This is a genomic window from Streptomyces sp. NPDC058751 (genome assembly GCF_042746485.1).
Lineage (GTDB): Bacteria > Actinomycetota > Actinomycetes > Streptomycetales > Streptomycetaceae > Streptomyces.
This window is the reverse complement of sequence record NZ_JBHYPZ010000013.1, coordinates 120253-146182: the sequence shown is the minus strand read 5'-3', so window position 1 is coordinate 146182 and position 25930 is coordinate 120253. Positions and strand designations below refer to the sequence as shown.

Annotated in this window: 24 protein-coding genes; 16 read left to right on the top strand and 8 right to left on the bottom strand. The window is 74.7% G+C overall.

Annotation, left to right across the window (positions count from 1 at the left end):
- The first annotated feature begins 395 nt into the window (after nt 1-395).
- The 4 genes from ACFW6B_RS15125 to ACFW6B_RS15110 all read left to right on the top strand — a co-directional run bounded on the left by ACFW6B_RS15125 (nt 396) and on the right by ACFW6B_RS15110 (nt 5870).
- The gene (locus tag ACFW6B_RS15125) at nt 396-2369 is read left to right on the top strand and encodes a LuxR C-terminal-related transcriptional regulator (RefSeq protein ID WP_386595903.1); all 1974 of its coding nucleotides are present in this window, start codon (nt 396-398) and stop codon (nt 2367-2369) included.
- 112 nt (nt 2370-2481) lie between these two features.
- Nucleotides 2482-3903 (top strand): PucR family transcriptional regulator, encoded by a 1422-nt coding sequence (locus ACFW6B_RS15120; protein ID WP_386595901.1) that lies wholly within the window; start codon nt 2482-2484, stop codon nt 3901-3903.
- A 76-nt stretch (nt 3904-3979) separates the two neighbouring features.
- Nucleotides 3980-4567, top strand: coding sequence for an ArsR/SmtB family transcription factor (locus ACFW6B_RS15115; protein WP_386595900.1), 588 nt, complete (start codon nt 3980-3982; stop codon nt 4565-4567).
- A 37-nt stretch (nt 4568-4604) separates the two neighbouring features.
- Entirely contained in the window at nt 4605-5870 is a 1266-nt protein-coding gene (locus tag ACFW6B_RS15110) for an MFS transporter (protein ID WP_386595898.1), read from the top strand.
- Nucleotides 5871-5983: 113 nt separating this feature from the next.
- On the opposite strand, the gene ACFW6B_RS15105 is transcribed toward ACFW6B_RS15110, so the two are convergent.
- A complete protein-coding gene (locus ACFW6B_RS15105) occupies nt 5984-6619 on the bottom strand; it encodes a TIGR03085 family metal-binding protein (protein ID WP_386595896.1) in 636 nt (211 codons plus the stop codon).
- Between the two features lie 142 nt (nt 6620-6761).
- Here ACFW6B_RS15105 and hisI point away from each other — a divergent pair, with 142 nt between their 5' ends.
- The 11 genes from hisI to lgt all read left to right on the top strand — a co-directional run bounded on the left by hisI (nt 6762) and on the right by lgt (nt 16434).
- On the top strand, nt 6762-7175 hold the full coding sequence (gene hisI, locus ACFW6B_RS15100) for a phosphoribosyl-AMP cyclohydrolase (protein WP_386595894.1): 414 nt from the start codon (nt 6762-6764) through the stop codon (nt 7173-7175).
- 11 nt (nt 7176-7186) lie between these two features.
- Nucleotides 7187-8674, top strand: coding sequence for an anthranilate synthase component I (locus ACFW6B_RS15095; RefSeq protein WP_386595892.1), 1488 nt, complete (start codon nt 7187-7189; stop codon nt 8672-8674).
- A gap of 192 nt (nt 8675-8866) precedes the next feature.
- Complete coding sequence (locus ACFW6B_RS15090) at nt 8867-9520, top strand: TIGR02234 family membrane protein (protein WP_386595890.1); 654 nt, start codon at nt 8867-8869, stop codon at nt 9518-9520.
- A 158-nt stretch (nt 9521-9678) separates the two neighbouring features.
- Nucleotides 9679-9927, top strand: a complete 249-nt coding sequence (locus tag ACFW6B_RS15085) for an HGxxPAAW family protein (RefSeq protein WP_386595888.1) — start codon at nt 9679-9681, stop codon at nt 9925-9927.
- Nucleotides 9928-10019: 92 nt separating this feature from the next.
- Nucleotides 10020-10469 carry a DUF2752 domain-containing protein gene (locus ACFW6B_RS15080; protein WP_386595886.1) on the top strand — a complete coding sequence of 150 codons (450 nt, stop codon included), beginning with the start codon at nt 10020-10022 and terminating at the stop codon, nt 10467-10469.
- Nucleotides 10470-10635: 166 nt separating this feature from the next.
- Nucleotides 10636-11445 carry an indole-3-glycerol phosphate synthase TrpC gene (gene trpC, locus ACFW6B_RS15075; protein WP_386595884.1) on the top strand — a complete coding sequence of 270 codons (810 nt, stop codon included), beginning with the start codon at nt 10636-10638 and terminating at the stop codon, nt 11443-11445.
- A gap of 232 nt (nt 11446-11677) precedes the next feature.
- On the top strand, nt 11678-11872 hold the full coding sequence (gene trpM / locus ACFW6B_RS15070; protein WP_386595970.1) for a tryptophan biosynthesis modulator TrpM: 195 nt from the start codon (nt 11678-11680) through the stop codon (nt 11870-11872).
- Between the two features lie 305 nt (nt 11873-12177).
- A complete protein-coding gene (gene trpB / locus ACFW6B_RS15065) occupies nt 12178-13470 on the top strand; it encodes a tryptophan synthase subunit beta (RefSeq protein ID WP_386595882.1) in 1293 nt (430 codons plus the stop codon).
- On the top strand, nt 13467-14282 hold the full coding sequence (gene trpA / locus ACFW6B_RS15060; RefSeq protein ID WP_386595880.1) for a tryptophan synthase subunit alpha: 816 nt from the start codon (nt 13467-13469) through the stop codon (nt 14280-14282). Before trpB ends, trpA begins: the two co-directional genes overlap by 4 nt.
- Before the next feature lie 147 nt (nt 14283-14429).
- Nucleotides 14430-15206, top strand: coding sequence for a DsbA family protein (locus tag ACFW6B_RS15055; RefSeq protein ID WP_386595878.1), 777 nt, complete (start codon nt 14430-14432; stop codon nt 15204-15206).
- A gap of 118 nt (nt 15207-15324) precedes the next feature.
- A complete protein-coding gene (gene lgt, locus ACFW6B_RS15050; RefSeq protein ID WP_386595876.1) occupies nt 15325-16434 on the top strand; it encodes a prolipoprotein diacylglyceryl transferase in 1110 nt (369 codons plus the stop codon).
- Nucleotides 16435-16542: 108 nt separating this feature from the next.
- Here lgt and ACFW6B_RS15045 read toward each other — a convergent pair whose 3' ends face one another.
- The 7 genes from ACFW6B_RS15045 to ACFW6B_RS15015 form a co-directional block, all read right to left on the bottom strand.
- Nucleotides 16543-17382 (bottom strand): HpcH/HpaI aldolase/citrate lyase family protein, encoded by an 840-nt coding sequence (locus ACFW6B_RS15045; protein ID WP_386595874.1) that lies wholly within the window; start codon nt 17380-17382, stop codon nt 16543-16545.
- Nucleotides 17379-18581 carry a CaiB/BaiF CoA transferase family protein gene (locus tag ACFW6B_RS15040; RefSeq protein WP_386595872.1) on the bottom strand — a complete coding sequence of 401 codons (1203 nt, stop codon included), beginning with the start codon at nt 18579-18581 and terminating at the stop codon, nt 17379-17381. Before ACFW6B_RS15040 ends, ACFW6B_RS15045 begins: the two co-directional genes overlap by 4 nt.
- Nucleotides 18578-19471 carry a ribokinase gene (gene rbsK / locus ACFW6B_RS15035; RefSeq protein WP_386595870.1) on the bottom strand — a complete coding sequence of 298 codons (894 nt, stop codon included), beginning with the start codon at nt 19469-19471 and terminating at the stop codon, nt 18578-18580. Before rbsK ends, ACFW6B_RS15040 begins: the two co-directional genes overlap by 4 nt.
- Nucleotides 19468-20832 (bottom strand): ADP-ribosylglycohydrolase family protein, encoded by a 1365-nt coding sequence (locus ACFW6B_RS15030; RefSeq protein ID WP_386595868.1) that lies wholly within the window; start codon nt 20830-20832, stop codon nt 19468-19470. The genes rbsK and ACFW6B_RS15030 overlap by 4 nt, the downstream gene beginning before the upstream one ends.
- Nucleotides 20820-21989: an ADP-ribosylglycohydrolase family protein gene (locus ACFW6B_RS15025; protein WP_386595866.1), complete on the bottom strand. Its 1170-nt coding sequence runs from the start codon at nt 21987-21989 to the stop codon at nt 20820-20822. The genes ACFW6B_RS15030 and ACFW6B_RS15025 overlap by 13 nt, the downstream gene beginning before the upstream one ends.
- Before the next feature lie 8 nt (nt 21990-21997).
- Nucleotides 21998-23296, bottom strand: a complete 1299-nt coding sequence (locus tag ACFW6B_RS15020) for an ADP-ribosylglycohydrolase family protein (RefSeq protein ID WP_386595864.1) — start codon at nt 23294-23296, stop codon at nt 21998-22000.
- A gap of 191 nt (nt 23297-23487) precedes the next feature.
- Nucleotides 23488-24597 (bottom strand): ADP-ribosylglycohydrolase family protein, encoded by a 1110-nt coding sequence (locus tag ACFW6B_RS15015; RefSeq protein WP_386595862.1) that lies wholly within the window; start codon nt 24595-24597, stop codon nt 23488-23490.
- Nucleotides 24598-24868: 271 nt separating this feature from the next.
- On the opposite strand from ACFW6B_RS15015, the gene ACFW6B_RS15010 reads away from it, so the two are divergent.
- Complete coding sequence (locus ACFW6B_RS15010; protein WP_386595860.1) at nt 24869-25600, top strand: VIT1/CCC1 transporter family protein; 732 nt, start codon at nt 24869-24871, stop codon at nt 25598-25600.
- Nucleotides 25601-25930 lie beyond the last annotated feature (330 nt).

Below are 25930 nucleotides of genomic sequence, written 5' to 3'. Positions count from 1 at the left end.
TGTCCGGGGGAGCGGCGCCGGTTGTGCGGGTGCACAAGCCTTGCCCGCCGGGCCTGGGAACCTGCCCAGCCACAGACTCGACGCGGGCCTTGTCCGCCCAGGTCAGACGGCGTTTCCGGACGCGTCGCCGCAAGCGAACGCGGGGCTTCCGCCGTCGTTTACGCGGAAGTAACGTGACGGTCGTGACGGGAAACGCGACTGCGCGAAGTCTCCCCCGGACGGCGCCCCGGAGCTCCTTGCCGTCGCTCGTCCGCCCCACACCGGACGAGCCGGAACGGCCCCCCGCTCCGGGCGGGCCGTTCCCCCCGGGACCCGCTCCGGAATCTGCTGCGGGACCCGGGCCGCGACCGGGGGCAGGTGTCCTGGGGGAGGGTGCGGCAGGTCTGCTGCTGCTGGTGGAGGCCGAGGGGGAGCGGGACGCGCGGGGGGCCGGGGCGGACGCCGCCGTGGTCCTCCGCGCGGCCGGGGCGGGCGGACTCGCCGCGGACGCCCTCGACGCCGCCGAGGCGGCGGGGCTGCTCCGCCTCTCGGGAGGCCGTGTCCACCTCGCCGGTCCCGGCCCGGCCGGCAACGTCTACGCCACCGTCCCGCCCGCCCGCCGGCGCGCGGCGCACCGGCTGCTGGCCGATGCCCACCCCGGGGGGCCGGGCGCCCTGCCCGTTCTCTTCCACCGGGCCTCGGCGGTCCTCGCTCCCGCCCCGGACCTCGGCGACGCGCTCGCCGCGGCGGCGGAGCGGCCGGACGGCGGACCGACGCACGCGGAGCGCTCGGCGGCCTGGGCGCGGGCGGCCGAACTCGCCGCCGACGAGGAGTCGCGCGCCGCCCGCCTGGTCGACGCCGCCGACCAGGCCAGGCTCGCCGGACTGCCGCACCGGGCGAGGGAGTTGCTCGCGCGGGCCGGATGCGAGGGGCCGCCCGGCAGCGTGCGCGGCGCGGCCCAGCTGGTGAGCGGGCTCCTCGCGCTCCAGGACGGACCGGTCGCCGACGCACGCGAAACGCTGCTGCTGGCCGCCGAGTCGCTGGCTCCCGCCGACGCGCGGGGAGCCCTGGCCGCCCGGCTCGCCGCCGTCGAGGCGTCCTGGGCGACCGGGGACGCGGCGGCCTGCGCGGAAGCCCTGGACCAGGGTCCGGCGCGGCCGGCCCCCGACCCGCTGCTCGCGGCGTACCGGGCGGGGATGTCCGCGGTGCTGAACGGCCGCCCGGACACCGGACGGCGGCCGCTGCGGGAGGTGGTGGCCCGCGCCGGCGCGGCCCCAGGAGCCCTCGACGGCCCGGAGACCCTGCTGCGTGCCGGGAACGCCGCCCTCGTCGTCGGCGACCTCGCCGCCGCCGCTCGCGCCAACTCCCGGGCCCTCGCCGTCGCCAGGGCCCGGGGCCCGTACGTCCTGGTCGCCCAGGCACTGGAACGGCTGGCCTACGGAGAGCTGCGGGCGGGCCGTCACGCCCGGGCCCGCGCCCACGCCGAGGACGGCCTGCGCACCGCCCTCGGCGCCGGTCAGGGCAACCTCGCGGCGCACCACCACGCGATCCTCGCGCTGGTGGCGTCCGTGGAGGGTTCCCCGGAGGCCGTCGCGGAGCACGCCGGGGCGGCCGAACGCGTCGCCGCGGCCCACGGTCTCGCGCAGGCGGCCACGCTGTCGCAGTGGGCGCGGGCCCGCGCCGACCTGGCCCGCGGCCGGCTTCCCGAGGCCGCCGCCCGGCTCGGCCCCCTGGTCGGCGCCGGCCCGCGCCGCGGTCACTTCGCGGTGCGGATGCTCGCCGTGCCCTGCTTCGTGGAGGCGGCGGCCCGTACGGGGCAGACGGAGGCCGCCCGGTCGGCGGTGGCCGCGTTCGCCCGCTGGTCCGAGCTGGGCCCGGACCCCCAGGCCCGGGCCCAGCTGGCCCGCTGCCAGGCACTGCTGAGCGGCCCCGAGGAGTGCGAGGCGCTGTTCGCCGCCGCGCTGGCCCGGCACGAGGAGGCGACGGGGGACTTCGAACGCGGCCGCACCCAGCTCCTCTACGGCGCCTGGCTGCGGCGGCGGCGCAGACCCGGTGAGGCGCGCGGCCGACTGAGGGACGCGCTGGTGTCCTTCGAGCGGGGCGGGGCACTCGGCTGGGCCGCGCAGACGAGAGCCGAACTGCGGGCCACCGGGGACGCGGGACCGGGCGGACCGGCCGGTCCGCTCACGCTTCTGACGCCCCAGCAGCTCCGGATCGCCCGCTGCGTCGCCGAGGGGGCGACCAACCGAGAAGTCGCGCTGCGCCTGTCCGTCAGCCCCCGCACGGTGGACCACCACCTGCGCAATGTCTTCGCCGCCCTGGGGGTCCGCTCCCGCGTCGAGCTGTCCCGTCTGGTGGACCGGGCCGAGAAGACCACCGCACACCCCTAGGTACCGACCGGGCGGTATGTCATCCTGCGGGATCAGGAGGTCCGGAGCACCCGTGTGCCGCACGTCGGCCGGCCGGGCCGCCCGACCGAGCCGACCCCGGTGGAGGACAGCGATGCAGCACCTCGTACCCGCCCACGTCCGGTACCGGCCGGGGCCCCGGCCCCCGGCCCCGCCCGCCCGCCCGGCCGTCGACGCGGAGGCGCTCTCGGTGCTGCACCGCGCCGCCCGGGCGCTGATCGCGGGGCTGCCCGAACTCTCCGAACGCCTGGTGGACCTCCTGGTGGAGCGTGAACCGGCGTACCGGGCGGCCATGGAGACGGACGCGGAGAGCGTCCGCGACGAGGTGCGGCGCTCGCTGCGGCTCAACGTCGGATCCCTGATCCAGCCCGGTGAACTGCGCGAGGCGGCCCACCGCTGCTCCTGGGCCATCGGCAGGGCCCGTGCCGAACGCGGACTCCCGCTGGACGCCCTGCTGCGCGCCTTCCGGCTGGGCGGCGGCATGATCTGGCAGGAACTCGTCGACGAGACGACCCGCCGCCATCCCTCCGACGCCCGTCTGCTCGTCCACGTGGCCGCCGACGTCTGGAACTTCGTCGACGACCACTGCGCCGTGGTCGCCGAGGCCTACCGCCAGACCGAGCGCGAGCTGGCGTGGCGCAGGGAGAACCGGCTGCGGCTGATGACGGCCGCGCTCCTCGACGGCACCGCCCGGATCGCCGATCTGCCGGCCACCGCGGCCGCCCTGGGGCTTCCCGAGCAGGGCCGGTACGCGGTGGTGCTGGTCCGGCCGCCCGCCGGCCGGGCGTTCGCGGACGTACGCGGCCAGGTGCGCCTCTCCGGCCTGCGGATCCTCTGGCACCGGGACCGCGACGGCGAGGGCGGACACGGCATCGTCCTGCTCGGCGACCACCCCCGTGACGAGGGCCGGACAGGCCACGGCCACGACGGCGGCCTCCTCGACGCGGGCGCCGGGCCGGCCCCCGCCCCGGCGGCGGGGCCGGGTCCGGACGGCGCGGCCGGCGTGCCCGGCCGGCGTGGTGAGCACCCCGGGACCCACGGGCCCGACGTGGACGCCGGGGAGATCGCCCGCCGGCTGACCGCCCCGCCGGCGGCCCGGGTCGGAGTGAGCCCCGTCGTGGAGGGGCTGGCGGCGATCGGCGACGCCCGCCGGCTGGCCGACACGGCGCTGCGGGCCTGTCCGCGCTCCGGCGGGACCGTCGTACTGGAGGAGCACCTGCCCGCGGCGCTCGTCGTCTCCGCGCCGGTCCTCGGCGCGGCGCTCTCCGAGCGGGTCCTCGGACCGCTGCTGCGCCTGGACCTGTCCGACCGGGACGTCATGCTCGACACGCTGACCGTCTGGCTCGCCTGCGACGGTTCCGCCCAGCGGGCCGCGGGCCGCCTCTACTGCCACCGCAACACCGTCCTGAACCGGCTGCGCCGCTGCGAACAGCTCACCGGCCGCTCCCTGACCCGCCCGGCCGACGTCGTCGAGCTGTCGCTGGCCCTGGCGGCGCACTCGCTGCTCGATCCGTGACCCGCCGGGCAGACGTGAAAGACAAGTTGCGCAATTTTTGTTGCGCAACTTTTCTTTCGCATCTACCGTGAGGGTCATGACACGCAAGGAGAACCGCCGGATCACGGACATGGGCGCGCTCAAGGCGATCGCCCATCCCCTGCGCATGCAGCTCTACCGCGCCTTGCACGTCGCGGGCGCCGCCACCGCCTCCCAACTGGGGGAGCAGGTCGACGAGGCGCCCTCGCTCGTCAGCTACCACCTGCGCAAGCTCGCCGAGCACGGGCTGATCGAGGAGGCCGAACCGCGCAGCGGGGACGGCCGCGAGCGCTGGTGGCAGCCCGCGTCGGAAGGACTGAGCGTCCGCGACGAGGACTTCCGGAGCGCGCCGGAGACGTCCGCCGCCCACACCGCGTTCGCCCGGCTCCTCGTCGACCAGCGCGCCGACCTCTACCGGCGCTATCTGGACGAGCGGCACGCCTGGGGCGCCGAGTGGAGCGGCGCGTCCTCCGACTCCGAGTCCACCCTGCGTCTGACGCCGGCCGAACTGGCCGAGCTCAACGAGGAGCTGCTCGCCGTCATCCGGAAGCACGACGAGGCGGGCCGCGCGCACGAAGCGGCCGGTGACACCGAAGGGCGCGAGAACGTCGCGGTGCACCTGTACGGATTCCCGTTCCGTGTCTGACCCCGAGAGCACGTCCGCCCCGAAAGGACCCGGCACCGTGACCGCGACCGTCGTACCCGGCCCCGCCCGGGCCACCGCGCCCGCTCCCGGCAAGGCCGCCCACCGCGACGGCAACGTCCTGCGCTGGCTCGGCGCCTACACCTCGTCGATGATCGGCGACAACGTCTACTACATCGCGTTGTCCTGGGCCGCCGTCCAGGCCGGCAGCCCCTCCCAGGCCGGGCTCGTGATGTCCGTCAGCGCCGTGCCGCGGGCCCTGCTGATGCTGGGCGGGGGAGTGCTCGCCGACCGGTTCGGACCGCGCAGGGTCGTCATCGGCAGCGACGCGGTGCGCTGCGCGACCGTGCTGGCCGTCGCGGCACTGCTCTTCGCGACCAGCCCCGGGCTGTGGCTGCTGGGTCTGGTCGCCGTGCTCTTCGGCGTCGTCGACGCCGTGTTCATGCCCGCCGTGGGCGCGCTCCCCGCCCGGGTCACCGGCCGCGACCAGCTCGCCCGGGTGCAGGGCATGCGGGGTCTGGCCATCCGCTCCGCCAGTGTGCTGGGCGCCCCGCTCGGCGGCCTCGCGGTCGCCCTCGGCGGCGCCGCCACGGCGTTCGCGCTGGCCGGCCTGCTCATCGCCGTGTCGGTGCCGCTGCTGATCTCCGTACGCGTGCGGGAACTCACCCCCGGCGACGAGGCGGACCCGGTCCGCCACACCGCCTGGCACGACCTCCGCGACGGTCTGCGCTACATCCGCGGCCACCGCGTCCTCGCCCCGCTCGTCGCCGTCATCGCCGTCGGCGACCTCGGCTTCGTGGGACCGCTCAACGTCGGACTGACCCTGCTCGCCGACCGGCGCGGCTGGGGCGCGTCCGGGATGGGCTGGGTGATCGCCGCGTTCGGCACCGGCGCGGGAGCCGCGGCGCTGCTGCTGACCCTGCGCGGACGGCTCCCGCGCGCGGGCATCGTCGCCGCCGTCGCCATCATGGGCGGTTCCGTGGCGATCGGCTCGCTCGCCTTCGTGCCGGGCGTCGCCGGAGCCGTGGGCGTCGCCCTCCTCGTCGGGCTGCTCGCCGGACTCAGCGGCGCCCTGTGCGGGGCGCTGGTCCAGACCCAGTCCGACCCCGCCTACCTGGGCCGGGTCAGTGCCGTCACGGGCATCGTCAGCCTCGGGCTCGCGCCGCTCAGCATGCCGTTGACCGCCGCCGCGATCGGCTGGTGGGGCACCGGTCCCGTCTTCGTCACCAGCGCCGCCGTGTGCGGCCTCGGCGGGGTCGTCACCCTGTGCGTACGCGACCTGCGACGCGCCGAACTGCCCCGCTGACCGGCGGTCCCGCCCCCCCCCGGACGGGGACCGCCCGCCGACCGGTGGCCGGTCCCGTTCCGTCCCACCCCGTTCCGTCGGACAGGCCCTGGGCCTCCGGGCCCCGGGAGTCCTCAGATCCCGAGCTGCCCGGCCTCGTGGAGCCTGGCGACGGCGTCCTTGTCGCCGTCCAGCCCGACGTCCGCGACGTCCTGCCGGCCGAACGCGAACAGCAGCAGCTCCGAGGGCTCGCCGGTCACCGTCACCACCGGCGTCCCCTTGTTCAGCACCGTCGTCTGGCCGTTCGGACGACGCAGGACCACACCCGTCGGAGCGCTCCGGCCCATCAGCCTGGCCGTACGGTCCAGGCGCGACCACAGGGCCTCCTGGAACACCGCGTCCAGCTCGCGCGGCGTCCAGTCCGGCTGCGCGCGCCGCACGTCCTCGGTGTGGACGTAGAACTCCACCACGTTCGACGCCTCGTCCACCTGCTTCAGGGCGAACGGCGAGAACCGCGGCGGTCCCGTCCGGATGAGCTGGACCAACTCCTCGTACGGCTTCTCGGTGAACTCCGCCATCACCCGCTCCAGCCGGGACGCGAGCTGTTTGACGACGACACCGCCGGCGGCGTCGAGGCGCCGCTCGCGCACCACCACGTGCGCGGCGAGGTCCCGGCTGTTCCAGCCCTCGCACAGGGTCGGGGCATCCGGTCCCACGGCTTCCAACAGATCGGCCAGGAGGAGCCGTTCGCGCTTCGCATGGGTCGACATGCCAGCCAGCCTACGACCGGGCGGTCGCCCCGCCCAGTGGAGGGCGCGGCACGCCGGGCCCGGCCGTGCCCGTGGACGAACGCGGGGTCCGGCCTGTGGACAACTGCCGGGCGGGACGGCCCCGCGCGGCACAATGGCAGCCATGACCAGCACGCCTCCCGCCAGCAGCCTGGACCCCGAGATCGCCGCCCGCCTCAAGCGCAGCGCCGACGGACTCCTCCCCGCCATCGCCCAGCAGTACGACACCGGTGAGGTGCTGATGCTCGGCTGGATGGACGACGAGGCGCTGCACCGCACCCTCACCACCGGCCGCTGCACCTACTGGTCGCGCAGCCGCCAGGAGTACTGGGTCAAGGGCGACACCTCCGGCCACTTCCAGCACGTCAGGTCCGTGGCCCTGGACTGCGACGCCGACACCCTGCTGGTGCGCGTCGACCAGGTCGGCGCCGCCTGCCACACAGGTGCCCGCACCTGCTTCGACGCCGACGTGCTGCTGAAGGACACCGGCGGCGGGGCCGAGGGCGCCGATTCCGGCGCACCGGCCCGGAATCAGTAAGGTCAGCCGCCATGGACCTCGAGACGTTCCGCAAGCTGGCCACCGACCGCCGTGTCATCCCCGTCAGCCGCAAACTGCTCGCGGACGGCGACACGCCAGTCGCGCTCTACCGCAAGCTGGCCGCCGAGCGCCCCGGCACGTTCCTGCTCGAATCCGCGGAGAACGGCCGCACCTCCCTGTCCTGGTCCCGCTACTCCTTCGTGGGCGTCCGCTCCGCCGCGACCCTCACCGAGCGGGACGGACAGGCGCACTGGCTCGGCACCCCGCCCGTCGGCGTCCCCGTGGACGGTGACCCCCTCGCCGCCCTGCGCGCCACCATCGAGGCGCTGCACACCCCGGGGACCGAGGGACTGCCCCCGTTCACCGGCGGCATGGTCGGCTACCTGGGCTACGACATCGTGCGCCGCCTGGAGAAGATCGGCCCCGGCGAGCGGGACGACCTGAACCTGCCCGAGCTGACCATGCTGCTCACCAGCGACCTCGCCGTCCTCGACCACTGGGACGGCTCGGTCCAGCTCATCGCCAACGCCATCAACCACAACGACCTGGACACCGGCGTCGACGAGGCGTACGCGGACGCCGTCGCCCGCCTCGACGCCATGGAGGCCGACCTCTCGCGCGCGGTGTCCCAGCCGCCCGCCGCGCTCCCGCCCTCCGAACTCCCCGAGTACACCGCGCTCTGGGGCGGCCCCGACTTCCAGGAGGCCGTCGAGGACATCAAGGAGCGCATCCGGGCCGGCGAGGCCTTCCAGGTCGTCCCCTCCCAGCGCTTCGAAACCCCCTGCACGGCCAGCGCGTTGGACGTCTACCGCGTCCTGCGGGCGACCAACCCCTCGCCGTACATGTACCTGTTCCGCTTCGACGGCTTCGACGTCGTCGGCTCCTCCCCGGAAGCCCTGGTCAAGGTCGAGGGCGGGCAGGCCATGGTGCACCCCATCGCGGGCACCCGCCCGCGCGGCGCGACCGTCCAGGACGACCAGGCCCTCGCCGACGAACTGCTCGCCGACCCCAAGGAGCGCGCCGAGCACCTCATGCTCGTCGACCTCGGGCGCAACGACCTCGGACGGGTCTGCGAGCCCGGCTCCGTCGAGGTCGTCGACTTCATGTCCATCGAGCGGTACTCGCACGTGATGCACATCGTCTCCACGGTGACCGGCAAGGTCGCCGCCGGCCGTACGGCCTTCGACGTGCTCACCGCCTGCTTCCCCGCCGGAACGCTCTCCGGCGCGCCCAAACCGCGCGCGATGCAGATCATCGACGAGCTGGAGCCGTCCCGGCGCGGGCTGTACGGCGGCTGCGTCGGCTACCTCGACTTCGCCGGCGACTCCGACACCGCCATTGCCATCCGCACGGCCCTGCTGCGCGACGGCACGGCCTACGTCCAGGCCGGCGCCGGCATCGTCGCCGACTCGGTCCCGGCGGCGGAGGACGACGAGTGCCGCAACAAGGCGGCGGCGGTACTGCGCGCGGTCCACACGGCGAACCGCCTCGGCCGCTAGCCCGCCGGACCGGCCGGTCCGTCGGCCGGCTCGCGCGGCCGGGCGGCGGACCAGCCGGGCGGTGGGCGCCCGGACCGTGCCCGGTCGGCGGCCCCGGCAGCGCCCGGAGCCGTACGACCCGCGCGAACCGCGCCCGAATAGGACGAGGCTCACGTAACCCCGGATGACGCTTCACCCGGGGTTCAGGCGATAGTGGGGTCTGTGACTGCTGTACCTCACCCCCGATCCGAAGCCGCGGGACGCCCCCGGTCCGGCCGCCGCAGCCTTGCCGTGACCCTGCTGAGCGGCGCGCTCGGCGCGGCCGGCGCCCTGCTCGCCACCCGGCAGAGCTGGGCGCGGGGGACCGCGACCGTGGCGGGCGGCGACTTCCCGCTGACCGTCAAGGGCAGCGACGTCACGGGCGTGCCCGCGGCGCTCGCGATAGTCGGTCTCGCCGCCCTCGTCGCCGTCTTCGCCGTCCGCCGCTCCGGCCGCCTCCTGGTCTCCGCGCTGCTCGCGCTCTCCGGCGCGGGCATCGTCGTCGCCTCCGTCCTCGGCGCGAGCGACAGCTCCGCCCTCGACGAGCAGGCCGCCGCGGCCTCCGGCAACACCGCCGCCACCGCCGCCGGGATCGGCCACACCCTCTGGCCGTACGTGGCCGCGGCGGCCGGCGCGCTCATCCTGCTGGCCGGACTGCTCGCACTGCGCAACGGCCGCTCGTGGCCCGCGATGTCCGGCCGCTACGAGCGGGACGGCAGGCCCCGGCCCCGCAAGGCCGCGCCGGTCGACCCGGACCGCCCCGAGGACCTCTGGAAGGCGCTCGACCGCGGAGAGGACCCCACCGGCCCCGACCCAGCCGCGTCCTAGGACCCTCGCCCCGGAAGACCCCGTCCAGGCTCCCCCGCCGCGACCGGGCCGGACCCGGGCGCGACGGGTGACCCCCCGCTCACGGCGGACCCGTGCGTACGGGACAATGGACGGCGAGCATCCGACTCACACACGCATACAGCAACGAGGAGCAAGTCATGGCGGGCAGCAGCCACGGTCACACCCCGGCCGCCTGGACCGGCGTCACCATCGCCTTCATCGGTTTCTGCATCGCGGGTGCCTTCATGGTCAAGGCCGAACCGCTGGGCTTCTGGGGCGGCATGGTCGTCGTCGTCCTCGGCGGTGTCGTGGGCCTGATCATGCGGAGCATGGGCCTCGGCCAGCCGAAGGCCGCCCCGCACCCCGCGAACAACACGGCGCGCTCGACCGTGGGCGCCGACGCCTGACGCACCGATGCTGCACGGAAGGCGGTCCCGGCAACGTGCCGGGGCCGCCTTCCGCGTCCCCGGGCGAGCGCCCGGCCCGCGCGAGGGGCAGAATGCGTCGCGTGAACGCCGAAACCCGGAGGGCGACGCGAGTCGGGCCGGACGCCGGTGTGCCGCGGCGGCTCGCCGTTCCCGGCGGACTGCTCGCGGTCGTCGCCGGAGCCTTCGCGTACGTCGGGGCCGTGGATCCCAACCAGCCCGGCCACTACCCCGTCTGCCCGCTGCTGCGCCTCACGGGCCTCTACTGCCCCGGCTGCGGCGGACTGCGCAGCGCGCACGCCCTCGTGCACGGCGACCTCGCGACGGCGCTCACGGACAACGCGCTCGCCGTCGGCGGTTTCCTGGTCCTCGCGGTGCTGTGGGCCGTCTGGGTGATCCGCGCGGTACGCGGCCGGCCGGCGGGGTTCGTCCTCGGTCCCGTCCACCTGTGGAGCCTGGGCGCGTCGACGCTGGTCTTCACCGTTGTCCGGAACCTTCCGTCCGGAGATTGGCTGCATCCTTGATCGAACGACGACTGTCCAGGTAATGGGACCGGCGTCAACCGGATGCGAGGGCTGCGCCTTCCTCCGGATACCATCGCAGTGACCCGACTTATCCGTCAGGGACGGTGAACCCGGGTCGGCCGCCCGGCCGCTTCAACCGTCCACCGCAGGGAAGGGGGCCGCTCGCGTGAGTGTGCTCGACGAGATCATCGACGGAGTCCGTGCCGACCTCGCGGAGCGGCAGGCGCGCGTCAGCCTCGACGAGCTCAAGGAGCGCGCGGCGAAGGCGCCGGCGGCCAAGGACGGCGTGGCCGCCCTGCGCGGTGACGGTGTCAAGGTCATCTGCGAGGTGAAGCGCTCCAGCCCGTCCAAGGGCGCGCTCGCCGCGATCGCGGACCCGGCGGCCCTGGCCGCCGACTACGAGGCGGGCGGCGCGGCCGTCATCTCCGTCCTCACCGAACAGCGCCGCTTCGGCGGCTCGCTCGCCGACCTGGAGGCCGTCCGCGCCCGCGTGGACATCCCGGTGCTGCGCAAGGACTTCATCGTCACGTCGTACCAGCTGTGGGAGGCCCGCGCGTACGGCGCCGACCTGGCGCTGCTCATCGTCGCGGCCCTGGAGCAGCCCGCCCTGGAGTCCCTCATCGAGCGCGCCGAGTCCATCGGACTCACGCCGCTGGTCGAGGTGCACGACGAGGACGAGGTCGAGCGCGCGGTGGACGCCGGCGCGAAGATCATCGGTGTCAACGCGCGCAACCTGAAGACGCTGGAGGTCGACCGTTCGACCTTCGAGCGGGTCGCCCCCGAGATCCCCGACGGCATCGTCAAGATCGCCGAGTCCGGTGTCCGCGGCCCCCACGACCTCATCGCCTACGCCAACGCGGGCGCCGACGCGGTCCTGGTCGGCGAGTCCCTCGTCACCGGCCGCGACCCGAAGACCGCCGTCTCCGACCTGGTGGCGGCGGGCGCCCACCCGGCCCTGCGGCACGGACGGGACTGACCCGCCGGTGTCCGCCCCGACCCCCGCCCCCGCCGTACCCCGTCCGGGCCACCGCCCCGACGGCGTACCGGCGTGCGGGGGACCGGCCGCACCGGCCGTGGCCGGCGCGCTCCCGCGGCCTCGGACCGGATCGCCCGCGCCCGGCGCGGCAGGTGAGGTCCCGTCGCCCGACGCACGCCTCCCGCTCCCCGGGGACCCGTGCACCGGGCGTCTCGGCGTGCCGTCCGCCGCCGTGCTCCCGGTGCCCTCGGCGGCCCGGGACCCCTACGCCCGTCTTGCCCGGGGCTGCCGTCCGCGCGGCTGCCGTGCACCCGCCCGCCGGGTGCACGGGCGCCGGGTCCGTTACGTCATCGGCGACGAGCCGGGTCAGGTCAACGGCATGCGATGGCCCGGGCGCGTACGCGCGCTCACGCCCCCGCCGGCCTGATCCCCCTCACGGGCGACCGGGCCGGGTCCACCGCACACGCGGACCCGGCCGCTCCACGGCACACGTGGACCGGGTCCGGGGCCGAGGCGGACCGGGCCGCGCCCTCCCTCCACGGGGACCGGGCCGGGATCCGGCACACCCCGGCCCCCGCGACGGCACGTCCGTCGGGTGCGCGTCCGGACCCGCGGCGGGACGGGCGGTGTCACCCGGCGAACGCGCCGGTGACGGGAGAGCGCGGGTACGTCCGGCTTCCGTGACCCTGTCCGAACCCGTGACCGGGGCTGTCGCCCCTGCGAGGTATCCGTATGCCCAGCGAGTTCTTCATTCCCGACCCCGACGGCCGAGTCCCCAGCGCCGAAGGCTACTTCGGCGCGTTCGGCGGCAAGTTCATCCCGGAGGCGCTGGTCGCCGCCGTGGACGAGGTCGCCGTCGAGTACGACAAGGCGAAGGCCGACCCCGAGTTCGCCCGCGAACTCGACGACCTGCTCGTCCACTACACCGGACGCCCGAGCTCCCTCACCGAGGTGCCGCGCTTCGCCCGGCACGCCGGCGGCGCCCGGATCTTCCTCAAGCGCGAGGACCTGAACCACACCGGCTCGCACAAGATCAACAACGTGCTCGGCCAGGCCCTCCTCACCAAGAGGATGGGCAAGACCCGGGTCATCGCCGAGACCGGCGCCGGCCAGCACGGCGTCGCCACCGCCACCGCCTGCGCGCTCTTCGGCCTCGACTGCACCATCTACATGGGCGAGATCGACACCCAGCGCCAGGCGCTGAACGTGGCCCGGATGCGCATGCTCGGCGCCGAGGTCATCGCCGTGAAGTCCGGCTCCCGCACCCTCAAGGACGCCATCAACGAGGCGTTCCGCGACTGGGTCGCCAACGTCGACCACACCCACTACCTCTTCGGCACCGTCGCGGGACCGCACCCCTTCCCCGCCATGGTCCGCGACTTCCACCGCGTCATCGGCGTGGAGGCCCGCAGGCAGATCCTGGAGCGCGCCGGACGGCTGCCCGACGCCGCCGTCGCCTGCGTCGGCGGCGGCTCCAACGCCATCGGCCTCTTCCACGCCTTCATCCCCGACAGCGGCGTGCGCCTGATCGGCTGCGAACCCGCCGGGCACGGCGTGGAGACCGGCGAGCACGCGGCGACCCTGACCGCCGGCGAGCCCGGCATCCTGCACGGATCACGCTCGTACGTCCTCCAGGACGACGAGGGCCAGATCACCGAGCCCTACTCGATCTCCGCCGGACTCGACTACCCCGGCATCGGCCCGGAGCACTCCTACCTCAAGGACAGCGGCCGGGGCGAGTACCGCGCGGTCACCGACGACGCGGCGATGCAGGCCCTGCGGCTGCTCTCCCGCACCGAGGGCATCATCCCGGCCATCGAGAGCGCCCACGCGCTCGCCGGAGCCCTGGAGGTCGGCAGGGAGCTTGGCGAGGACGGGCTGATCGTCGTCAACCTGTCCGGACGCGGCGACAAGGACATGGACACGGCCGCCCGCTACTTCGGCCTCTACGACGACGGCGTCGACGCGGTCGTCGCCGCGGACGCCGACAGCGAGAACGCCGAGATCGAGGGGGACGCCAAGTGAGCGGCAACATCCAGCTGTTGAGCGACACCCTCGCGGGCGCGAAGGCGGAGGGGCGGTCCGCCCTCATCGCCTACCTGCCGGCCGGCTTCCCGACCGTCGACGGCGGCATCGCGGCGGTCAAGGCCGTCTTCGACGGCGGCGCCGACGTCGTCGAGGTCGGGCTGCCGCACAGCGACCCCGTCCTCGACGGGCCCGTCATCCAGACCGCCGACGACATCGCCCTGCGCGGCGGCGTCAGGATCGCGGACGTCATGAGGACCGTCCGGGAGGCCTTCGAGGCCACCGGCAAGCCCGTCCTCGTGATGACGTACTGGAACCCGATCGACCGCTACGGCGTCGAGCGCTTCACCGCCGAGCTCGCCGAGGCCGGCGGCGCGGGCTGCATCCTGCCCGACCTGCCCGTCCAGGAGTCGGCGCTGTGGAGGGAGCACGCCGAGAAGCGCGGCCTCGCGACCGTCTTCGTCGTCGCGCCCAGCAGCAAGGACGCCCGGCTCGCCGAGATCACCGCGGCCGGCAGCGGCTTCGTGTACGCGGCCTCGCTCATGGGGGTCACCGGAACCCGGGAGTCGGTCGGGAACCAGGCCCAGGACCTGGTGACCCGCACCAAGGCCACCACCGGGCTGCCCGTCTGCGTCGGCCTCGGCGTCTCCGACGCCGGACAGGCCGCCGAGGTGGCCGGCTTTGCCGACGGCGTGATCGTCGGCTCGGCGTTCGTCAAGCGGATGCTGGACGCGCCGGACGAGGCGGCCGGCCTCGAAGCCGTACGGGAGCTCGCGGCCGACCTCGCGAAGGGCGTGCGCACGAGGGCGTGACGCCACACGGCGGATCCGCGCGGCCACGGCCGGGCGGATCACGTGCGTGACGAACGGATCGGTTCGTAACGGACAATCCGCTCACTCGAACGAGTGGACCTTGGACCGGGGAGGCGCGCTGCGCCTCCCCGGTTCGTTCTGCCGGATGTGAGCGAGAAGAACCGTGACGGAAAGCGCAACGCCCGCGAGCGGCTGGCGGTCGTGCGAGAGAAGCAGAAGGCCGCGGAGAAGCGCCGGCGCGCGCTGATCGTGGGCGCGTCGGTGGTCTGTGTCCTCGGCCTGGCCGCCGTGATCGGCGTGGTGGCCGCCAACTCGGGCAAGGACAAGAAGAGCGAGGCGTCGGGCCCGGTCGTGACACCCTCGGGCGCCACCGGCAAGGACGGTCTCGCGATCCCCGTCGGCAAGGACGGCGCCGGGTCGACCCTCACGGTGTGGGAGGACTTCCGCTGTCCTGCCTGCAAGGCCTTCGAGACGGCCTACCGCCCGACGCTCAAGGAGCTGACCGACTCCGGGAAGCTCCGCGTCGAGTACCACCTCGTCACCCTGATCGACGGGAACATGGGCGGCAGCGGCTCCCGCAGGTCCGCCAACGCCGCCGCGTGCGCCCAGGACGCCGGGAAGTTCCGCGAGTACCACGACGTGCTGTTCGAGAACCAGCCCGAGGAGACCGACGACGCCTTCGCCGACAACGCCAAGCTCATCGAGCTCGCCGGCAAGGTCGACGGCCTGGACACCCCGGCCTTCCGCGCCTGCGTCAACGACGGCACGCACGACAGCTGGGTCGAGAAGTCCAACGCCGCGTTCCAGGCCGGCGGCTTCTCGGGCACCCCGACCGTGCTCTTCGAGGGCAAGAACATCTACGCGGACCAGTCGATGACCCCCGCGAAGCTCAAGCAGATGGTGGAAGAGGCCAACCAGGGCTGAGCCGCGTCCGTACGCTCCGGTGCCCCCGCCTTCCACCGGCCGGGGCACCGCACGTTATGGACCCGTTGCGGGGCTGCCCGCCGCGGGTGGCGTCCGGCACGGTAGCGTCGACCTTGCCATGGAACTTGCCTACATTCCCAGCCCGTCGCACGGTGTGCTGCACCTCGGCCCCATTCCGTTGCGCGGCTACGCGTTCTGCATCATCATCGGCGTCTTTCTGGCCGTCTGGCTCGGCAACAAGCGCTGGATCGCCCGGGGAGGGCGGGCCGGCACGGTGGCCGACATCGCGGTCTGGGCCGTGCCCTTCGGCCTCGTCGGCGGTCGGCTCTACCACGTGATCACGGACTACGAGCTGTACTTCAGCGAGGGCCGTGACTGGGTGGACGCCTTCAAGATCTGGCAGGGCGGGCTCGGCATCTGGGGCGCCATCGCCCTCGGTGCGCTGGGCGCCTGGATCGGCTGCCGCCGCCGCGGTATCCCGCTCCCCGCCTGGGCCGACGCCGTGGCACCCGGCATCGCCTTCGCCCAGGCGTGCGGACGCTGGGGCAACTGGTTCAACCAGGAGCTGTACGGCAGGGCCACGGACCTCCCGTGGGCGCTGCACATCACGTCCTCCACGGACGGCCGCGTCCCCGGCTACTACCACCCGACCTTCCTGTACGAGTCCCTGTGGTGCGTCGGTGTCGGCTTCCTGGTCATCTGGGCCGACCGCCGCTTCAAGCTGGGCCACGGGCGCGCCTTCGCCCTGTACGTCGCCGCCTACTGCGCCGGCCGGGGCTGGATCGAGTACATGCGCGTCGACGACGCCCACCACATCCTGGGCCTGCGGCTCAACGTCTGGACCGCGATGGTGGTCTTCGTCCTCGCGGTGGTCTACTTCGTGATCTCGTCCCGGCTGCGTCCGGGCCGCGAGGAGGTCGTGGAGCCCCGTGCCGCCGAGGACGCGCCGGCCGAGGGCGACGAGACCGCTGCCGCCGAGGACACGGGCGCCGAGGACGAGGGCAAGGTCAAGGCCGAAGGCAAGGACAAGGGCAAGGACAAGGGCACGGCCGAGGACGGGGAGGGCGCCGACGGCGACTCGGCCGGTCGCGGCAAGGAGACCGTCACCGGGTCCGCCGCGTCCGAGAAGTCCGCGAAGCCCGAGGAGTCCGAGGGTTCCGCCTCCGTGGCCGGGTCCGAGAAGGAGTCCGTGGCACGGGACGAGGCGGGGTCGGCCAAGAAGAGCTGAGTTCCCCTCCGTACACGAAGAAGGGGGCGCCGCGTCAGGGACGCGGCGCCCCCTTCGTGCCGTCCCGGCCCCGGTCGTGCCGGGCCGGGGACGGCCGGGTCCGCGGGCTCAGGCCAGGCGCCGGGCGAGGGCCAGGGTGCGACGGGCGCCCGTCACCACCGCCGCGTCGACGAAGCGGCCGTCCGGCAGGGCCTGCGCGCCCGGATCAGCGGCGGCCGCCCGGACGACGGCCTCGGCGGAGTCGACCTCGGCCGGGGTGGGGAGGTAGGCCCGCTCGATGATGGGGAGCTGGCGGGGGTGGATCGCCGCGCGCCCGAGGAAGCCGAGGGCACGGCCGCGTGCGCAGGACGAGGCCAGGCCCTCCACGTCGCGGATGTCGGGGTAGACCGACTGGACGGGCGGCGGCAGCCCCGCCGCCCGAGCGGCCACCACCAGACGGGCCCGGGACCAGTCGAGGCCCGCGTCGTCACGGACGCCGAGATCGGCCCGCAGATCGCTCTCCCCGAGCGAGACGCCGTGCAGAGCGCTGTGGGACGAGGCGATGGAGAAGGCGTGCTCGATGCCCAGAGCCGTCTCCAGCAGGGCGTAGAGCGGGACCGTGCCGCCCTCCGCCGGGGTCGCGTTCTCCGCCACCCGTACGACGTCGGAGCGCGAGGTCACCTTCGGCAGCCGCAGTCCGGACAGCCCGCGCAGCGGCGGGAGCGTCTTCAGGTCGGCGTCGCAGAAAGGGCTGTCGAGGGCGTTGACCCGGACGTGCACCGGCACGGGCGGCGGCTCGGAGAGCAGGTCGGCGGTGGCGGAGCGGGCGTACTCCTTGCGGTGCGGCGCGACCGCGTCCTCCAGGTCGACGAGGACGACGTCCGCGCCGGAGGCCAGCGCCTTGGCCACCACGTCGGGCCGGTCCCCGGGCGCGTACAGCCAGGTCAGCGGCAGGAGGTCGGAGGTCACAGCGCTCCCTCCGCCCTCAGTTCCCCGATCTCGGCCGGCGTCAGGCCGAGTTCACCGAGCACGGCGTCGGTGTCGGCGCCGTGCGGGCGGCCCGCCCAGTGGATCGCACCGGGCGTGGCGGAGAGCCGGAAGAGGACGTTCTGCATGCGCAGCGGCCCCAGTTCGGGGTCGTCGAGGCGGGTGAGCGTGTCCAGGGCCTGGTACTGGGGGTCGCTCATGATGTCCCGGACGTCCTGGACGGGCGCGATCGCCGCCTCGGCCTTCTCGAAGGCGGTGAGGACCTCGTCCCGGGTGCGTTCGGCGATCCACGCCCCGACCGCCCCGTCCAGGACGTCGGCGTGGCGTGCCCGGTCCGCGCCGGTCGCGAACCACGGCTCGTCGATCACGTCGGGGCGGCCGACCAGCCGCATCACCCGCTCGGCGACCGACTGCGCCGAGGTCGAGACGGCCACCCAGGAGCCGTCCGCCGTGCGGTAGGTGTTGCGGGGCGCGTTGTTCGCGGAGCGGTTGCCGGTGCGGGGCTGGACGTGGCCGAGCTGGTCGTACCAGATCGGCTGCGGGCCGAGGACGGTCAGGATGGGCTCGATGATCGCCATGTCGATCACCTGGCCCTCGCCGGTGGTCTCGCGCGCCCGCAGCGCGGTCAGCACGGCGTACGCGGTCACCAGGCCGGCGATCGAGTCGGCCAGGCCGAACGGCGGCAGGGTCGGCGGCGCGTCGGGTTCGCCGGTGACCGCGGCGAAGCCGCTCATCGCCTCCGCGAGCGTGCCGAAGCCGGGGCGGTGCGCGTACGGGCCGAACTGGCCGAAGGCGGTGACCCGGGCGAGGATCAGCCGGGGGTTGGCCGCGGACAGTTCGGCCCAGCCCAGGTCCCACTTCTCCAGGGTGCCCGGGCGGAAGTTCTCGATGATCACGTCGGCGTCGGCGGCGAGCCGGAGGAGGGTGTCGCGGCCGCCGGGCTTGGACAGGTTCAGCGTGATGGTGCGCTTGTTGCGGCCGAGGAGCTTCCACCACAGGCCGATGCCGTCCTTCGAGGGGCCGTGCCCCCGGGACGGGTCCGGCTGGGCGGGGTGTTCGACCTTGACGACCTCCGCGCCGAAGTCGCCGAGCATGGTGGCGGCGAGCGGCCCGGCGAACAGGGTCGCGAGGTCGAGGACGCGCAGGCCGCCGAGGGGGCCGCCCTCATCGGGCCCGCTCATGCGCCGGCCTGGGTGTCGATCTCGGAGCGGTACGGCATCGAGGACGTCGCCCCGTGCCGCTGCACCGACACCGAGGCGGCCGCCGACGCCCACACCATGGCCTCCGACATCTCGCGGCCCTCGGCGAGCGCCACCGCCAGGGTGCCGACGAAGGTGTCGCCCGCCGCGGTGGAGTCCACGGCGGTCACCTCGGGCGCGGGCACCGTGATGGGGTCGGCGCCCCGGGCCGCGTACAGGCTGCCCTCGGCGCCCAGGGTGACGACGACCTCCGGGACCTGTTCGAGCAGCGCGGCGGCGGCCCCGCGCGGGTCGGTGAGACCGGTGAGTGCGGCGGCCTCGTGCTGGTTGGGCACCAACAGGTCGATGACGGAGAGCAGTTCGGGTGACAGGAACTGGGCGGGGGCCGGGGTCAGGATCGTGCGGACACCGTGTCTGCGGGCGGCCTCCGCTCCGGCGAGCACGGCTTCCAGCGGGATCTCGAGCTGGAGGAGGAGCGCGTCGGCGCTGGCGATGAGGCCCTCGTCGCCGGGGGCCAGGGAGGTGACGGTGCCGTTGGCGCCGGGGATGACGACGATCGCGTTGCCGCCCTCGTCGTCCACCACGATGTGCGCGGTGCCGGACGGCCCCTCGGTGGTGCGCAGATGGTCGGTGTTCACGCCGAAGTGCTCCAGCGTGGAACGGAGTTGGCTGCCGAAGGAGTCGGCGCCCACCGCCCCGACCAGGGAGACGTCGGCGCCCGCGTGCGCGGCGGCCACCGCCTGGTTCGCGCCCTTGCCGCCGGGGACCGTACGGAACTCCCGTCCCGTCACGGTCTCTCCGCGCTGCGGGGCTTTGGCGACATACGCGACGAGGTCCATGTTCGTGCTGCCGAGCACGGCGATGTGGGTCATGGGCGAACGGTCTCCCGTTGTGTGAGATGGGCGAGGGCGTCGAAGCCGATGCCGTCGAAGTCGGCGACGGAGGTGGCGAGCCGGTTCTTGAGGGGGGCGGTGAAGCGGCCGGGCAGGGCGGCGGGGTCGCCCGTGAGCAGGCCGGCGATGCTTCCGGCCGTCGCGCCGTTCGAGTCGGTGTCCAGACCGCCGGACACCGCCCGGCACACGGAGCCGCCGAAGTCGCCGTCCGCGTGGGTGAGGGCGGCGGCGATCAGGGCGGTGTTGGGGACGGCGTGGACCCAGTGGCAGTCGCGGTGGGCGGCGTGCAGTTCGTCGACGACCGCGTCGAAGTCCGGTGTCGTACGGGCCAGCCGGACGGCGTGGCGGACCGCCCGGGCCAGCCTGGAGCCGGGCGGGACGACCCTCAGTCCGGTGCGCAGACAGGCGTGGACGTCACGGGCCGTGCCCGCCGCCTCCGCGATGGCGGCGGCCGTGAACATCGCCGCGTAGACGCCGTTGGCCGTGTGGGTCAGGGCGGCGTCGCGGTACGCCTGTTCCGCGGCCCCGGCCGGGTCGCCCGGGTTGGTCCAGCCGTGCACGTCCGCGCGGATCAGGGCGCCGATCCACTCGCGGAACGGGTTGTGCCGGCGGGCGGTGTCCGGGGGCTCGACGCCGTCGAGGAGGTTGCGGTAGGCGACGCGTTCCGCGGTGAAGGTGCGGCCGGCGGGGAGTTCGTCGAGCCAGAGGCGGGCCACGTCCTCGGTGGTGAAGCCGCGGCCGCGGCGCTGGAGCAACAGGAGGTTGAGCAGCGGGTAGTTGAGGTCGTCGTCCTCCGGCATGCCGTCGATGTTCTCGGCCAGCGAGGTGGCGGCGGAGCGCCGGTTCCAGGGGTGGGCGTCCAGCAGGTCCCGGGGCACGCCCCGCGCGGTGAACCAGGTGCGCAGGGGCCAGTTGCCGGAGGCCCTCGCGAGGGCGCGGATCGCCGCGAGGGGGAGTTTCTCGACGGGTTTGCCGAGCAGGCAGCCCACGGCCCGGCCGAGCCAGGCCGCCTCCAGGCGCTCCTGGCCGGGAGGGGGCGGGGGCGCGTGGCGCGGGGGCGGCCAGTCGGGGCACCGGGCCTTGATCAGTGCCAGATCCGTGGGTTCGTCGTCCGCCGGTACGCCCGGCAGGGCGGCGAGTTCGTCGAGGAGCCCGGACGCCAGCCGGCGCAGGGACGGCGGGGCCGGTACCGCGGAGGCGCCCGCGCGCAGCGGGGCGGGCCGGCCGCCCGCCGCGTACCAGCGGGCGGCGATGCCCGAGGGGTCGCGGCCGTCCTGCGCGGCCTGGTGCAGCTCGTGCCCGAGGAGGTCCTCGGGCTGGACCCAGGTCAGCCGGAGCACGGTTCTCCCGCCAGCGCGGCGTACGCCGCCTCGTGGGTCCGGCGGCGGCGGAGGTCCCGGCCGAAGATCTCCCGGGTCACCTCGGCCAGCGTACGCGCCGGGGCCTCCAGGTCGAGGCGGCTGGACTCGGCCACGGTCTTGGCCCAGTCGTGCGGGACCTCGGCGCCGAGCGCGCCCGCGAGGGCGCCGGCCATGGTGGCGATGGAGTCGCAGTCGCGGCCGTAGTTGACCGAACCGAGGACCGCGTGCCGGAAGTCGCCGCCCGACACCAGCAACATGCCCAGCGCGACCGGCAGTTCCTCGATGGAGTGCAGCCGTGAGGGGCGCCGGGCCCCGAGCGAGGGGGAGCGGTAGTCGGGTCCGACCGTGTCGAAGGGGGTCACCGCCCGGCGCAGCGGGCCGAGCGCCGACTCGAAGTCCGTGTGCCGTGAGGCGACTTCGCAGACCGCCTCGATCGCGGCGCGGGTGCCGTCCTTGGCCAGCGCCAGGCACGCCGCGACGACCGAGCCGGGGGTCGCGCCGGGGGTGCAGGCCGCCGCCACGGCCGCTGCGAAGACGCCCGCCGCCTCGCGGCCGTACGAGGACTGGTGGGCGCCCGCGACGTCGAGCGCCTCGGCGTACGCGCCCGCCGGGTTCGCCGCGTTGACGAGGCCGACCGGGGCCATGTACATCGCGGCACCGCAGTTGACGATGTTGCCCGTGCCGGCCTCCCGGGGGTCCACGTGGCCGTAGTGGAGGCGGGCGACCAGCCACTTCTCGGCGAGGAAGATCCGCTGGAGGGGGAGGGCCTCGGCCTCCAGCTCCGGGATCCAGCGGGGTGTCGTCATCAGGTCGGGGACCAGGTGCCCGGCGACCGCGTAGGCGTCGAGGTGGTCGCGGACCTTCGCGTACACCCGTACCAGCGCGTGGGTCATCAGGGTGTCGTCGGTGACGTGTCCGTCGCCCTTGTGGTACGGGGCGATGGGGCGGGCGGTGGGCCAGGCGTCGCCGTTCCAGGGACCGACGACGCCGTGCACGCGGCCGCCGTGGCGCTCGGTGATCTGCTCGGGGGAGTACCCCTCGACGGGGCCGCCGAGGGCGTCGCCGACGGCGGCTCCGACGAGGGCTCCGGTGATCCGTTCGTCGAGGGTTCCCGTTCCTTCTCCTTTGGGCGTCATGCCCGAAATCATCCCTCCGGGGCGGCCGGTTCCGGGGAATCGAGCGGGTCGGCGCGTCCCGTCGCCTCCAGGAGTTCGGCGAGCCCGATGAGATCCGTGCCGGTCAGCCGGGGCAGCGCGCAGCCGGACAGGGTGCGGCAGGCGTTGCGCCAGGGGGCGGGGATCGCGGCGGCGCCGCCGAGCGCCCCGGTGAGGGCTCCGGCCAGCGCGGGGGCCGAGTCGGCGACCCGGGACAGGCAGGCGGCGGCGGGGACGGCCTCGGCGATCCGGCCGTGCGCGGCCAGCGCGAGGGCCAGGGCCACGGGGACGGTCTCGGCGGCCGCGATCCCGTAGCTGTAGACGTGGTCGACGATCTGGTGCTCCAGGAGCGGGACCAGGGCGAAGGTGCTCTCGCCGGTCCGGGCCAGCGCGAGGGCGTCGCGGGCGTTGCGGCCGATCTCCGTGGCGGCGGGCAGTTCGGTGAGGGCCGCCTCCACGCAGGTGCCGACGTCGTGCCCGGCGAGGGCGAGCGCCACGGCGGCGGCCATGGCGCGGGCGCCGTGCACCCCGTCGCCGTCCTGGGTGTAGCGGGCGTCGAACTCGGCGAGTTCCGCGGCGAGTCGGGGGTCTCCCGGGTGCGCCACGGCGAGCACGCAGGCCCGTACGCAGGCCGCGTCGTCGAAGTAGTGGGGGTTGTCGTGGCCGGTGGCGGGCGGGCGCAGTCCGGTGGCGAGGTTGCCGAGCCCGGCCCGCACCGAGATCCGGGCGCGCAGCGGCAGCAGGGCGGACTCGACCTCGGGGGCGCGGTCCGCGGCGGCGGCGACCTCGCTGGCGACGGCGTTCCAGGACAGGTCGATGGACGCGCGCATCCTGCGGCCGAGGCTCAGGTCGCCGAGCGCGCCGGTCTCCCCGGCCCGCAGGACGGCCTCCGCCGCGAACGCCGCCCACTCGGCGTCGTCCGAGGGGCCGAGGCGCAGCGGTTCCGGAGGCTGGTTCAGGGCGATCGGCACGGGCAGGGTCGTCGTCGCGTTCTGTTCAGCGAAGGTGTCCAGCTCGCGGGTCAGCCGCCGGGTCCACTCGGGCATCCGCGCGGCCCGGTGCCGTGCGGCGGGCCAGCCGGCGGCGTCCCCGGAGGCCAGCCCGAGCAGCAGCCCCTCGACGCGCCGGGCGCCGGCTCCCCCCGGCGTCCCGTCCGGGACCCCGGTCTCCGGTACGGCGCCGCCGGACCGCTCCGAGGCCCGGCGGCCCCCCGCCGGATCGCGGCCCCCGACGGCCGGGAGCACGACGGCCCGGACGGCACCGTCGAGCGTCCCCCTGACGAACGCCACACCCCCGGCCCCCGCCCCGGGCCGCGCTCCCGCATCGGACGGCGTGGTCCGTGCCCCCGCCCCGGGCGCCCCGGGTTCCGCTCCGGTGGTGGTGGGCCGGGGAGGGGCGGGTGGTGCCTCCTCCGGGAGTGCCGCCGACGCGGCGCCCTCGGGTGCCGTCCGGCCGGACTCGCCTCCGCCCGGGCCGGGCCTCACGGCCGTACCCCGCCGTCGCCGTCGTCGCCGTCGGCCGGCGCGTGCCCGTGGACCGGGTGCGGGCCTTCCGGGACGGGCGGTACGCGCCCCCCGGCGCCCCACTTCTCCTCGTGCTCCGGGGTCAGGAGCTCCGCCACGTCCAGGATGTGGTGGCCCTCCATGGAGGGCAGGCAGCTCCCGCGGACCGGCCCGATGGCGGCCGCCCACTCGGCGGGGACCGAGGACATGCCCCGGCCCGCGCCCGCCAGCGCCCCGGCCACCGCGGCCGTCGTGTCGGCGTCGCGCCCCATGTTCACCGCGGTGAGGACCGACTCGGTGAACTCCCCGTCCGCCGCCGCGTAGGCGCCGAAGGCGAGGGCCACGGCCTCGGGGGCCAGGTCGGTCCACGGGTAGCCGCCGATCACGACCGCGGAGCGCACCGCGCGTTCGCCGCGGTGCGCCACCGCGACCGCCCGGCGCAGCGAGCGGGCCGTCCAGGAGTCGTCGGGGACGACGGCCAGGGCGGAGGCGACGACCGTGGCGGTGGAGGCGCCCGCCATCGCGGCGGCGACCCCGGCCGCGACGGCCTGCCCGCCGTAGATGCCCTCGCCCTCGTGGCTCACCGAGCCGTCGATCGCCACGAGCCGGGCCGCCTCGGCGGGCCGCCCGGCCGCGAAGACGCCGAAGGGCGCCGCGCGCATGGCCAGACCGTCGCTCCAGGCGTGCCGGTGCTGGGCGGAGATGGGTGCGGCGAGCCCCCGGCGCAGGTTCTCCAGGGTGCCGCGCTCACTGAACCCGGCGCCCCGGAACGGCCCCTCGTCGAGGTCCGCGATCCACTGGTGCCAGGCCGATTCGACGTGCGCCACGGTCAGCGCCGAGCCGTGCCGCGCCAGCAGCAGCCCCGAGAAGATCGCGTACTCGGTGTCGTCCGTACCGGCCGGATGCTCGGCGACGTACCCGGTGATCCGGCCCCATCTCGCGCGGATCTCCGAGGGCTTCATGTTCTCGGCGGGTGCGCCCAGCGCGTCCCCGACGGCGAGGCCGAGCAGCGCGCCGCGGGCCCGGTCACGCAGGGCGGCGGCGCTCCCGGGTACCGGGGCCGAGGGAATGCAGGCGGTGGAAGCCATACGTGCCTCTCCTCTCAGGGCCCCTGCCGGCGCGCGGAATGCGGCGCCCGGACCCTTTGCGGATCTGTCCCACCTTGGCGGTTGACAAGAGCCCTACGGGCCCCACTGTCACCCGGTCGACATATGTGCATGACATGTCACGGATGAGCGTTGGGCGGTAAACCCGCAGGTTAGCCCAGCCTTTCCTTGCTGGCGGCGGGGAATTTTCCGGCGTACTTTCATAGTTGTCGAAAAGTGGAAGCAGTCCAATCAAGCACCCCGGGGGCCCGGTATGGCGATCATCGAGACCGAGGCGGCGCTGCACGTGGCGCACCGCGACAACCACACCCACCGCGACGTCAACGGCGGATGGCTGCGCCCGGCCGTGTTCGGCGCCATGGACGGCCTGGTCTCCAACCTCGCCCTGATGACCGGCGTCGCCGGTGGAGCCGTGTCCCAGCGGACGATCGTCATCACCGGACTCGCCGGACTCGCCGCCGGAGCCTTCTCCATGGCCGCCGGCGAGTACACCTCCGTCGCCTCGCAGCGCGAACTCGTCGAGGCGGAACTCGACGTCGAGCGGCGTGAACTGCGCAAGCACCCCAAGGACGAGGAGCGCGAACTGGCCGCGCTCTACGAGGCCCGCGGTGTCGAGGCGCCCCTGGCCCGCGAGGTCGCCCGGCAGCTCTCCCGCGATCCCGAACAGGCCCTGGAGATACACGCCCGCGAGGAACTGGGCATCGACCCCGGCGACCTCCCCTCCCCGGCCGTCGCCGCCGTGTCCAGCTTCGGCTCGTTCGCGCTCGGCGCCCTGCTGCCCGTACTGCCCTACCTGCTGGGGTCGACCGTGCTGTGGCCGGCGCTGCTGCTCGCCCTGCTCGGGCTCTTCGCGTGCGGTGCCGTCGTGGCCAGGGTGACCGCGCGTTCCTGGTGGTTCAGCGGGCTGCGGCAGCTCGCCCTCGGCGGCGCCGCGGCGGGTGTGACGTACGCCCTGGGCAGTTTGTTCGGTGCGGCCGTAGGATGAGCTCGATCACTTATGCGAGGGACCGCATAAGTAGTTGTTACCCGGCGGTTTCGATTCCGTGGCCGCTGGGAATGAGCCGTAAGCGCTGCGGGCAATGACGCCCGCGCCGCATCCCTCGCGGCGGATCACGACCTCCACCGCGAACCGGACCGATGGTCATCGATCTGTCCGATTGGGTCCCATATCTCTCCACCGCTGGGCGCGCCGTACCCGCCGCACTCCCATGGTGTCCGCATGTTGGAACGAAGTATCCGGTTTCCGAGAACCACTCCATCATGTAACCTGCACGAAATTTCGCACCCAGCAGAGGGCCAACGTCGTCCCTCGGCA